This is a genomic window from Candidatus Pelagibacter sp. (genome assembly GCF_052049935.1).
Taxonomy (GTDB): domain Bacteria; phylum Pseudomonadota; class Alphaproteobacteria; order Pelagibacterales; family Pelagibacteraceae; genus Pelagibacter.
Window position 1 is genome coordinate 44,673 of record NZ_JBNGZA010000020.1, and the last position, 12,321, is coordinate 56,993.

Annotated in this window: 10 protein-coding genes and 2 pseudogenes; 9 read left to right on the forward strand and 3 right to left on the reverse strand. The window is 27.4% G+C overall.

Annotation, left to right across the window (positions count from 1 at the left end; all coding sequences use genetic code 11):
• Nucleotides 1-38 precede the first annotated feature (38 nt).
• The 9 genes and pseudogenes from gcvT to ACTT90_RS07250 all read left to right on the forward strand — a co-directional run bounded on the left by gcvT (nt 39) and on the right by ACTT90_RS07250 (nt 10,403).
• Entirely contained in the window at nt 39-1,142 is a 1,104-nt protein-coding gene (gene gcvT, locus ACTT90_RS07210; protein WP_440937552.1) for a glycine cleavage system aminomethyltransferase GcvT, read from the forward strand.
• Nucleotides 1,142-1,519, forward strand: coding sequence for a glycine cleavage system protein GcvH (gcvH, locus tag ACTT90_RS07215; RefSeq protein WP_440937553.1), 378 nt, complete (start codon nt 1,142-1,144; stop codon nt 1,517-1,519). The genes gcvT and gcvH overlap by 1 nt, the downstream gene beginning before the upstream one ends.
• A 2-nt stretch (nt 1,520-1,521) precedes the next feature.
• Nucleotides 1,522-4,146, forward strand: a pseudogene (gene gcvP / locus ACTT90_RS07220) (aminomethyl-transferring glycine dehydrogenase); the annotation flags it as partial.
• A gap of 132 nt (nt 4,147-4,278) precedes the next feature.
• Nucleotides 4,279-5,322, forward strand: coding sequence for a CDP-glucose 4,6-dehydratase (gene rfbG, locus ACTT90_RS07225; protein WP_440938057.1), 1,044 nt, complete (start codon nt 4,279-4,281; stop codon nt 5,320-5,322).
• Nucleotides 5,322-6,083 carry a phytanoyl-CoA dioxygenase family protein gene (locus ACTT90_RS07230; RefSeq protein ID WP_440938058.1) on the forward strand — a complete coding sequence of 254 codons (762 nt, stop codon included), beginning with the start codon at nt 5,322-5,324 and terminating at the stop codon, nt 6,081-6,083. Before rfbG ends, ACTT90_RS07230 begins: the two co-directional genes overlap by 1 nt.
• Before the next feature lie 48 nt (nt 6,084-6,131).
• Complete coding sequence (gene aepX, locus ACTT90_RS07235; protein WP_440938059.1) at nt 6,132-7,433, forward strand: phosphoenolpyruvate mutase; 1,302 nt, start codon at nt 6,132-6,134, stop codon at nt 7,431-7,433.
• Nucleotides 7,426-8,523 (forward strand): phosphonopyruvate decarboxylase, encoded by a 1,098-nt coding sequence (gene aepY / locus ACTT90_RS07240; protein WP_440938060.1) that lies wholly within the window; start codon nt 7,426-7,428, stop codon nt 8,521-8,523. The genes aepX and aepY overlap by 8 nt, the downstream gene beginning before the upstream one ends.
• Entirely contained in the window at nt 8,516-9,619 is a 1,104-nt protein-coding gene (locus tag ACTT90_RS07245) for an iron-containing alcohol dehydrogenase (RefSeq protein WP_440938061.1), read from the forward strand. Before aepY ends, ACTT90_RS07245 begins: the two co-directional genes overlap by 8 nt.
• 7 nt (nt 9,620-9,626) lie before the next feature.
• Entirely contained in the window at nt 9,627-10,403 is a 777-nt protein-coding gene (locus tag ACTT90_RS07250) for a sugar phosphate nucleotidyltransferase (RefSeq protein ID WP_440938062.1), read from the forward strand.
• Here ACTT90_RS07250 and ACTT90_RS07255 read toward each other — a convergent pair whose 3' ends face one another.
• From ACTT90_RS07255 to ACTT90_RS07265, 3 genes and pseudogenes are all read right to left on the reverse strand, one after another.
• Nucleotides 10,404-11,054, reverse strand: a complete 651-nt coding sequence (locus ACTT90_RS07255) for a CDP-alcohol phosphatidyltransferase family protein (protein WP_440938063.1) — start codon at nt 11,052-11,054, stop codon at nt 10,404-10,406.
• A 23-nt stretch (nt 11,055-11,077) separates the two neighbouring features.
• A complete protein-coding gene (locus tag ACTT90_RS07260) occupies nt 11,078-12,010 on the reverse strand; it encodes a glycosyltransferase family 2 protein (protein ID WP_440938064.1) in 933 nt (310 codons plus the stop codon).
• A gap of 13 nt (nt 12,011-12,023) precedes the next feature.
• A pseudogene (locus tag ACTT90_RS07265) lies at nt 12,024-12,321 on the reverse strand (hypothetical protein); the annotation flags it as partial.

The window sequence follows — 12,321 nt, forward strand, 5'->3', positions numbered from 1 at the left end:
ACTCTCAGGCAAATATACAGATGGGTAAAAGAGTTAATATGACAAAAAATAAAACTTCATTATTTAATCTTCACCAAACAAACAAGGCAAAATTTGTTGAATTTGCAGGTTATGAAATGCCTATTCAATATGAAAAAGGAATAGTTGAAGAACATAAAATCACCAGGTCTGCTGCTGGAATATTTGACGTTTCACACATGGGTCAACTATTTATTTATGGTGATAATAAATTAACAGAAGATTTAGAAAAAATTTTTCCATTAAACTTGAAAAAATTAAAAGTTTTCAAGTCAAAGTATAGTTTCCTTATGAATGATCAGGCAGGAATACACGATGATTTGATAATTACAAAATTAGAAGATGGTTATTTAATGATTTTAAATGCAGCATGTAAAGATAATGACTTCAAAATAATTAAAGAATTATTAGGAGAAAATTATAAATATGAATTAAAAGATGATAGATCGCTAATTGCTATACAAGGGCCTAACGCCGTTCAAATTCTCAACGATATAACTCCAGAAGTAAACAAATTAAATTTTATGTCTGGGGGTTGGTTTAATTATTTAGAAAATAAAATATTTGTCACTAGATCTGGATATACCGGAGAGGATGGTTTTGAGATTTCCGTTCCAAATAGTTTGGCAGAAGAGTTTACAAAAAAATTAATGGGCAAAGGTGCTGAATTAATTGGTTTAGGAGCGAGAGATACTTTGAGACTAGAAGCTGGTTTGTGTTTGTATGGACATGAATTAAATACAAACCTTACACCTATAGAAGCTAATCTTAACTGGGCTATCTCAAAATCAAGATTAGATGATATGAATTTTATTGGTTCAGTAATGATAAAAGAACAGTTATCCCAGGGAACAAAACAACTGAGAGTTGGAATACAGCCTGAAGGGAGAATTATAGCTAGAGAAAAAACAAAGATTTTTAATGATAAAAATCAAATTATTGGTGAAATTACGAGTGGAACATTTGGACCCAGTGTTAATGGACCAATAGCTATGGGATATATAGATAGTGAATATTCAAATAAAAATTCTAAAATTTTTCTTGAGATTAGAGGAAAAAAACACTCAGCAAATATCAGTGGATTACCATTTTATAAAAAAAGCTATGTGAAAGGAGCAGTCTAATGAGTGAAGTAAAATTTTCAAAAGAACATGAGTGGATTAAAGTAGAAGGGGATACAGCTACGATTGGAATTACAAAGCATGCTACTGAAATGTTAGGGGATATTGTATTTGCTGAGTTACCAGACAAAGGTTCAAATGTTGAAAAAGATGGAACTGCTGGTGTGGTCGAGTCAACTAAAGCTGCTAGTGATGTTTATACTCCAGTAAGTGGAGAAGTGGTTGATACTAATCAAACCATTGTAGATGATCCTGCAAAAATTAACGAGGACCCAGAAGGTTCAGCTTGGTTTTTTAAGTTGAAATTAAAAGACCCTTCAGAAATGGACTCTTTAATGAGTAGAGATGAGTATGAAAAATTTGCAAAGGAGAATTCATAATTATGTTACATAACTCTCAAAAAGATTTCTTAAAAAGACATATTGGACCTTCTAAAGAAGAACAAGCTAAGATGCTTGGGGAACTAAATTACAAATCTCTAGAGGATTTAATCAAAGATACGGTTCCAGCAAAAATACAATTGAAAGATGGTTTAAATATTGGAGAGTCAAATTCAGAGTATGAAGCTTTAAGAAAATTAAAGGCAATCTCTAAAAAAAATCAAATATATTCAAATTTTATTGGTATGGGTTATTACGGAACTTATACCCCATATGTTATTTTAAGAAATATTCTTGAGAACCCAGGATGGTATACTTCTTATACTCCTTATCAGCCAGAAGTAGCTCAAGGAAGATTAGAAATGTTATTAAACTTTCAGCAAATGATTGTTGATTTCACTGGCATGGACATTGCGAACGCATCTTTACTTGATGAAGGAACAGCTGCTGCTGAAGCAATGGGATTAAGTCATAGATTAAATAAAAAAGATAGTAATTTGGTTTTTGTCTCAGAAAATTGTCATCCACAAACAATTGATGTAATTCAGACAAGAGCAGAACCAATGGGATTAAAAGTTCTTGTTGGTGATGAAGATAAAGTTTTGGGTCAATTAAAGGAGGATTTAGTTTGTGGAATTCTTCAATACCCTGGAACTTTAGGAGACATCAAAGATCCAAGTGAAGCTATTAGCAAAATTCATAAAAAAAATGGTAAAGCCGTACTTGTTTCAGATCTGTTAGCTTTAGCATTACTTAAAAATCCAAGAGAATTAGGCGCCGATATTGCTGTTGGGAGTTCACAGAGGTTTGGAATTCCAATGGGTTATGGTGGACCACACGCAGCTTTCTTTGCAACCAAAGATGAATTTAAGAGATCTATGCCAGGAAGAATTATTGGTGTTTCAGTAGATAGACATGGTAACAAAGCTTACAGGTTATCTTTGCAAACTAGAGAGCAGCACATTAGAAGGGATAAAGCGACAAGTAATATTTGTACAGCTCAAGCCTTGTTAGCAATTGTTTCGGCAGCATATGCCATTTATCATGGTCCCGAAGGTATCAAAACGATAGCAGAAAGAGTTTCTCAATTAGCTAAAAATTTTGCTGATAAACTAAAACAATCTGGATATGAAATTTACTCAGATCATTTCTTTGATACAGTTACAATTATTACTAATGACAAAACTGAGCAGATTTATAAAAACGCACTAGATCAAAAGGTAAATATAAGAAAAGTAAATTCTGAAATGCTAGCAGTTTCTTTTGATGAAAAGAAAAATGTTTACAGAGTAAATCAGCTGTTAAAAATATTTAATGCAGCTGAATCTATCAAAAAAGAAGACCCAACAGTAAGTTTACCTAATTTACCAAAAAATTTATTGAGAACTTCAAAATATCTAGAACACCCTGTTTTCAATTCATATCACTCAGAAACTGAGATGCTTAGGTATTTAAAAAAATTAGAAGACAAAGATATAGCACTTAATAGAACTATGATTGCACTTGGTTCCTGTACTATGAAATTAAATGCTACTGCAGAAATGATACCTATTTCATGGAGAGAATTAGCAGAACCTCATCCCTTTGTTCCGATCGAACAAATGGAAGGATACAGAGCATTATTCACTGATCTTAAAAATTGGCTAAGATCAATTACTGGTTTTTCTGGAGTATCACTTCAACCAAATGCAGGTGCCCAAGGAGAATATGCAGGACTAATGGTAATTAGAAAATATCATTTAGATAGAGATGAAGGAAACAGAAATATATGTCTAATACCAAGCTCAGCACATGGAACAAACCCAGCTAGTGCCCAAATGGTTGGAATGAAAGTTGTAGTTGTTGATTGTGACAAAGAAGGAAATGTTGATTTTGAAGATCTTAAGAAAAAAGCAGAAGCACATTCTGAAAACCTTGGAGCATTAATGGTTACATACCCTTCTACTCATGGTGTATTTGAGGAAAAAATTACAGATATATGTGAGTTAATCCACAAACACGGAGGTCAAGTATACATGGATGGTGCAAACTTAAATGCTCTTGTTGGAATAGCAAGACCAGGAAACTTTGGACCAGATGTTTGTCATATAAACTTACATAAAACATTTTGTATTCCACATGGTGGAGGAGGACCAGGAATGGGACCAATTGCTTGTAAAAGACATTTGCAAGTTTATTTACCTAATCATCCAGTTGTAAAAGATTGTGGACCAGCAACAGGTATAGGTGCTGTTTCTGCAGCCCCATGGGGAAGCTCAAGTATCTTATCAATATCTTGGATGTATATAAAGATGATGGGTTCTGAAGGTTTAAAATATGCTACAGAGGTAGCAATCCTTAACGCAAACTATATTGCAAACAGATTGAAAGATCATTATCCAATTTTATATAAAGGAGCTAATGGCAATGTAGCTCACGAATGTATTATTGATATTAGAAACATTAAATCAGATACCGGTATAACAGAGGAAGACATCGCAAAAAGATTAATTGATTACGGATTTCATGCTCCAACAATGTCATGGCCTGTTGCTGGAACAATGATGATTGAACCAACAGAAAGTGAAAGCCTCTCTGAGCTAGATAGATTTTGTGATGGTACCAACCTTATTAAAAAAGAAATAGACATCGAAATTGTGAATAATGCTGTCAAATAACCAGTTAAAGATCTATTGGTAAGATTGTATCCAAAACAAAAAATTAAAAGTTGCGCAACGAAATATTGTAAGTATACATAATTATGCATTAATCAAATCCTTATGATGTTAAATTTTAATTTTTGGAAAAATAAGAAAGTTTTGATAACAGGTTGTACAGGCTTTAGTGGATCCTGGTTGGTAATTTTTTTAAATTTTTTGCAATCAAAAGTAATAGGATATTCTTTGAAACCACCCTCTAAACCTAGTTTATTTAATATTATGGGTTTAAAGAATAAAATTCGTTTATACAATGGTGACATTAATAATTACAATAGCTTAAAAAAAATTATCAATAAAGAAAAACCTGATGTGGTTTTTCATCTAGCTGCAAATGCAATAGTTTTAGATTGTCATAGAGATCCAATAAATACGTATAAAACAAATTCATTTGGAGTTTTGAATCTTTTGGAAATATTAAGATCTTACAAAAAAAAAATCACAGTAAATATTGTTACATCAGACAAATGTTATGTTAATAGCTCAAAAAAATTGTTATTCAATGAGGAAAGCCCATTAGGTGGAGATGATGTTTATAGCGCATCAAAAGCAGTAGCAGAAATAATGGTTAAATCGTATCAAAAATACTTTTCAAGTAATATTAAAATTACAACTATTAGAAGTGGTAATATAATTGGGGGAGGTGATTGGGGTAAATATAGATTAATCACTGACCTTGTATTATCAAAATTTAGAAAAAAAAAAATAAATATAAGAAATATGAATTCCATAAGACCTTGGCAGCACATTTATGATGTAATTCATGGATATTTGTTAATTTCTCAATTCACAAGTTCATCAAAACAGTTTCATAGTTGGAATGTTGCACCACATGACTCAAGGTTATCTGTAAAAAAAATTTATTATTTTTTTTTCAAAAAAAAAATTGAAAAAAAACTTTTAAAAAAAAATATAGATATTGAAAAAAAAACTTTAACTTTAGATAGCAAAAAAATTTTTAGAAAACTCAAGTGGAAACCAATTTATACATATAAAATTATGATGGCAGATATATTTAAGTGGTACGAGGTTTATTATTCTAAAAAAGATATTAAAAAATATTCTTATAATAGTTTAAATAGATATTTCGATAGATTAAAAAAATAATGACATTATTGAATGAGAACAAATATGTTAAAACATATCAAAAAAAAGGCTATTTTGTAATTAGAAATGTTTTAAATAGCAGTTTTACCCAATCGATAATTAAAGAAGTTTACTCTGCAAAAAATACTGATCAGTATTTTGATACTCATGGAAATTTAAGAAGAATTGAAAAATTGTATGACAAAGGTGTTGAATTAAAAAGATTAAATAAAAAAATTTCATTAATCTTAAAGAGAATATTTAAAAAGGATTTTTTAATTTTTAAAGATAAATTCAATGCAAAACCCCCAGGAGGCGATGGTTTTTTTGCTCATTTTGATGGAGTTTTCAAATTTAAGATAAACGATAAAACTGAAAAAAAGGGTTGGTATGAATATTCTGATTTTTTTATAAATGCTTTAATTGCATTAGACAACTGTAATAAAAAAAATGGTACAATAGAACTTTCCAAGGCACATAATGGAGATTTTGAAGATTTGCTGAAGAAAACAAGAAATGACGGAACCCCTGCACTCAACCATAAAACTTTGAGTGAAATCAAGTTTGAAAGAATAAATTTAAAAAGAGGTGATGTTGTTTTCTTTTCAAATACTTGTCCACACCAGTCAAAAAAAAATTTTTCGAAAAATGATAGAAGAATTCTTTACTATACATATACTGATTCGAAATATAAATCTAAATATTTACAATATTATAAAGACAAAAAAAAAAGTAAAAATAAATTTAAAGCTCTTGAAGAAAATAAAGATAAAACTAAATAATTAATTATCTAGTATAATTATTTTTATTAATATATAAAAAATCACTACATGAAAAAAAAACTAGTTTATGTTGGCATGGCTGCAGATTTTCTACACAGAGGTCATATCAATATTTTAAAAACAGCTTCATCATATGGAGATGTGATAGTCGGTTTACTGACGGATCAAGCTATTGCAAGTTATAAAAAACTTCCTTATTTGAGTTATGAAAAAAGAAAAATTGTGATTGAGAACTTAAGATATGTCAAAAAAGTTATACCTCAGACAACATTAGATTATGTAGAAAATCTAAATTTAATTAAGCCACAATTTGTTGTACATGGCAATGACTGGAAAACAGGGATTCAAAAAAAAACTAGGCAAAGAGTAATTACTGCATTAAATAAATGGTCAGGTCAGTTGATTGAACCTAAGTATACAGAAAATATTTCTTCTTCATTAATAAAAAAAGAACTGTCGAATATAATGTCTGAAACAGATAATAGAGTTTCTAGATTAAAGAGACTAATGAATTCAAAAAAAATTGTAAGAGTTTTAGAATCACATAATTCCCTAACAGGTTTGATAATCGAAAAATTAAACATTAACAAAAAAAATAAAATTCATGAATTCGATGCTATGTGGTCTTCAAGTTTGACAGACTCAGCTACAAAAGGAAAACCTGATAACTCATCAGTAGATTTTTCATCAAGAATTTTATCCCTAAACGATATGATGGATGTTACATCTAAACCTTTAATTTTTGATGCCGATAATGGTGGTCAAATAGAGCATTTATCTTTTCTAGTGCGATCATTGGAAAGATCAGGTGTATCCGCAATAATTATGGAAGACAAAATAGGATTGAAAAAAAATTCATTGTTTAAGAATCAAAAAGGCACAAAACAAGATAATCCAAAATTATTTGCAAAGAAAATATCTAAAATTTGCCAATCTAGACTTTCAAAAGATTTTTTAGCTATAGCAAGAATTGAAAGCTTTATTTTAGGTAAAGGCCTCAAAGATGCTTTAAAGAGAGCCGAAATTTATTCAAAAGCTGGAGCTGACGCTATATTAATTCATAGCAAAGAAAAAAAACCTAATGAAATTTTTTCATTTGCTAAAGAATTTATCAAAAGCAAAAGCTTTAAACCATTAGTTGCTGTACCATCAACTTATTCAAGCGTTTATGAAAGAGATTTAATTAAAAACGGTTTTAAAATAGTTATATATGCAAATCAACTCTTGAGAGCAGCTTATCCATCCATGATGAGTGTTGCAAAAATTATATTGGAAAAAGAGAGAGCCTTTGAAGCTGATAAAAAAATTATTCCCATTAATGAAATTATAAATTTAATTAAGAATGATTAATGTAAATTCATTAGTTAAAATTCTTAAGCAAAATAGTTGTGATTTTTACACAGGTGTACCTGATAGTGTTTTAAAAGAATTATCATACTATTTACAAAAAAATAAAAACCATGTTATCGCTACTAATGAAGGATCAGCAGTTTCTATAGGTATAGGTCATTATCTTTCAACAAAAAAAATACCTTGTGTTTATATGCAAAACTCTGGTTTATCAAATGCTCTAAATCCCCTAATTTCAATAGCTCATAAAAAAGTCTACAATATACCTTTGATATTATTGATTGGGTGGAGGGGTTCACCAAATATTAAAGATGAACCTCAACATAATGTTAAAGGTAAAATTACAAGAGAAATTCTAAAATTATTAAATATTAAATACGTAATTCTTAAAACAAAAAAAGATTTAGAGACTTTTAATCAGAAGATTAAAATCAGTAAAAAAAATAATACAATTTTAGCAGGACTAATTGAAATGGGTACTTTAGAAAAAAGTAAAACCAAAAAACAAAAAGGTATTTTCAATCTTGATAAAGAACTATTTTTTAAAACGCTCTTAGAAAATTTAGATAAAAAAATGAAAGTTATTTCTAGTACCGGATATAACTCAAGAGAACTTATGTATGTAAGAAAAAAATATAATTTAAATAAAGGTAAAGACTTTTACATGGTAGGTGGAATGGGTCACACCTCTTCTGTTGCTTTAGGTTACTCATTAAAAAATAAAAAAAAAATTATTTGTATTGATGGAGATGGTTCATTTTTAATGCACTTAGGTTCAATTAAAACTATAGGCTCTTTTGCAAAAAAAAATTTAAAATATATTTTATTAAACAATAATACTCATGATTCGGTTGGAGGTCAGGAAACATTTGTAAAGAATATTGAATTGAAAAAGTTTTCAAAAAGCCTAGGTTTTAAAAATTTCTATGAGATAAATAAGAAAGATCAATTAAAAAAAATAATTAAAAAATTTATAAAAAATAATTCACTAGATTTTTTAGAAGTAAAAGTTTCAAATTCTAAAATAAGCAAATTGCCAAGGCCCTCTGATTTAATAAAAATTAAAAAAGAATTTATGAATAATGACTAATAATTTAAAAGATTTAAAAGTTTTTCTTAATGATAAAAAATTTAAAAAAATTTTAATTTTTTGTGGAAAAAAATCATTTGAAATTTCAGGTGCAAAAAAATTTATAGAAAATTTTATTAAAGATAAAGAAACTGAAATTCTTTTCAAAAATTCTGACATACCTATTTTTGAAGAATTGATAAATATTGTTAAAAAAATTAAACATTTTAAACCAGATTTAATATTAGCTATAGGTGGTGGTTCAGTTATTGACTATGCTAAAATTGCAAATGTGATTGATGTTGTTCCAAATTTAAAAGATTTAATCGTTAATTACTCATATCCATACAAAAAAAAATTTACTAATTTAGCCGTAATACCTACAACAGCAGGTTCAGGGGCTGAGGTAACATCTAATGCAGTAATTTATGTAGATGGAATAAAACATTCTTTTGAAAGTGATTTATTAATACCTGATTATTTCTTCTTAATCCCAGACTTTTTAGTTTCTTCACCAAAAAGTGTAAAGTCATCTGCAGGCTTTGATGCTATTGCGCAAGCATTAGAGTCACTTGTTTCAAAGAAATCTAATGACATGAGCGTAGATTATGCCACAAAAGCATTAAAGATTTTGTCAAAAAATTATTTATCATTCCTAGAGGAACCAAGTTTAAGAAATGCCTCCGAAATGAGTATAGCTGCAAATTTAGCTGGCAAAGCTATTAGTATTTCAAAAACTACAGCTCCTCATGCAGTTTCTTATCCATTTACGTCTATTTATAATATAAGTCATGGCCATTCAGTTAGCTTGTTTTTTGAAAACTTTTTTAAATTTACTTTTGATAATATTAATAAATCACAAACTTCATTTGATATTACAAAAAGATTTGAAATAATTTTTAAAATTTTTGAAGTAAAAAATATAAATGAATTTAATTCAAAAATATCTTTTATTAAAAAAACAGCTAAGCTTGAAGATGATTTAAAATCTTTAAATATTGATATAATTAAAAACTCTGAAAAAATATTTGATGGTATAAATTTACTGAGATTGGGAAATAACCCTGTAAAATTAGATAAAAACGATATATTTAATATAATTACTTATAATAATTAAATTTTTTATGAAATGTGTAATATTAGCTGGTGGATTAGGAACTAGACTATCTGAAGAAACTCAAACAAAGCCAAAAGCCCTAGTTGAAGTTGGTGGCAAGAGTTTAATTCTTCATATCATAGAATTATTTTCAAAATATGGAATTAATGAATTTATTATATGTCTTGGCTATAAAGGTGATTTAATAAGAAAATATTTTCTTGATTATTATAATAACAATTTAGATTTTTCTTTAGATTTTTCAAAAAATGAGATTTTTTTTGAAAAAAAATTAAATAAAAATTGGAAAATTACATTTGTAGATACAGGAAGTGAAGTTGGCACTGCTGGCAGACTTAAACTAATTAAAAATTATTTAAAAAAAGATAAATTTTTTTTTATGACATATAGTGATGGTATATCTAATATTAATTTAAAAAATTTAGTTAATTTTCACTTAAAAAATAAGTCTAAAATCACAATGAGTGTAACAAGACCAAAAAATCGATATGGAATAGCAAATATTAAATCAAACAAATTAGTTTCATTTAATGAGACAAAAACTAATGATAACAATAATTGGATTAATGCTGGATATTTTGTAATCGATAAATCTGTAATAGATACAATCAGCTCTACAAAAGAATATTTTGAAAAAGAAACACTATCGAAACATATAAAAAAAAATGAAGTTGCTGTGTATAAACATTATAATTTTTGGAGATCAGTAGATACTCTTAAGGATAAAATGCAGTTAGAAGAAATCTGGAAAAAAAACAAAACGTGGAATATAAAAAATATCTAATTATTTTTTATAAGATTTTAAATACGTAAAAAACAAAATTGTAAAATAATATAAAAAAACATAAACACTCATCAAAACTAAATACATTTGATGCAAATTAAACAATATAAAAATAGATCCCCAAAAAAGCATATTTGTTCTAGTAAATATAAAATATTCCGAAATTTTAAATAAAAAGCTTTCACTTATGTTTTTTTCTTTAAAATTTGGCAAAAAAATTATCATTGAAAAATAAACGTTATCTATACAAAATCTAAATCCTAAAAATATTAAACCACAAAATAAATAAATTATCTGGTTATCATTTTGAAAGACTGAAAAAATTATTGCTAATATAAAGAGATTGTCTGTAAGTCTATCCAAAGTACAGTCAAGATGTCCACCAAATGCAGTTTTAAGATTTTTTTCGGTTGCAAGATCTCCATCCGCACAATCAAAAATAAGAGAGATATTTATAAGAAGAAAACTAATAAAATTTATATATCCATTATTTGCTAAAACTATAAAAGGAATAGAAATAACAAATACTAAAAAAGACAACCATGAAATTATATTTGGTGTTATTTTGGTGTTGATAATTTTTTTTACAAAGGACCTTGAAAAAAATCTATAAATTTTTTCTATTCCTACGTCAGATCTAACAACACTCATAATTTTTTTTCAGAGATATAGATTTAGTCAATTTTTTTAATAATGACTGTCTTATCAAATTTTTTAAGTTGATTGTATATTTTTCCAACATACTCACCAATTATACCAATAAAAATACTGTTTAGGGCTAAAATTAATAACATTAAAAAGACTAAAGTAGTAAAGCCTTGTGGACTGCTTGTTGGATCAAAAATTTTCTGAATAAAGTAATAGACAAATCCTATGAATGAAAAAAAAGAAATAATTAAACCAAATAAAGTTGCAATTCTGAGTGGAGCTATAGTATGATTTGTTATATGTTTAAAAGACTCTGAAACGTATTTAAAAAAATTAAACTTGGTATTACCTGCTATTCTATCATTCCTAGTGTGCTCAATTCCAAAACTTTTAAAACCTAGAGAATAAATAAATCCTCTTAAGTAAGTATCTCTCTCATCAATAGATTTTAAAATCTCAATTATTTTTTTATCCACTAATGAAAAATCACCTACATCATTTTTTAATTCAGCATGACTTAAAAAATTAATCAATCTATAAAATATTTTTCTTAAATTTTTAATTAAAAAATTTTCTTTTCTATTTTTTCTAATTGCATAAACATACTCATATCCCTCTTCCCATTTTTTTATAAAATTATCAATTAATTCAGGAGGATCTTGAAAATCACAATCTAGTTGTATAGCTGCATCACCACTTGAAAATTTATAAGCATTTATCAAAGATCTTTCCTTTCCCATGTTGTTTGAGAATGAGTAACATTTAACATTTTTATCAATAGAATTTATTTCTTGAATTATTTTATAACTGTTATCGGTACTTTTATTGTCTGTAAAAATAATTTCATATGAGTATACATTTTTATATTTTTCTAAAATCTTGATTAATTCTTCATATAAAGGTCTAATATTTTCTTCCTCATTAAGTATTGGGATACAAAAAGATATAATTTTTTTCATTAAATATTTACTTTCATTTTCTTATTGAGTTTTCAACAAATAGTAAAGCTCCTATTATAGCTGAAGGTACGGTTCTACTCAAAAAAAATATACCAATTAAAATAATTTGTTCTACTGTAAATACTTGACTAAATACAATTAATATAAAATATTCCCTAAATCCTAAACCATTATATGTCACAGGAATAAACCCTACTATACTTATTAAACTTACAAAGGCTATGAGATTTAGAAGAGTTAAGCTATCTATTCCTAAAAAGAATAAAAAAAATTTAAAATGAATAAAAGTTAAAAATAAATGAAAAATATTA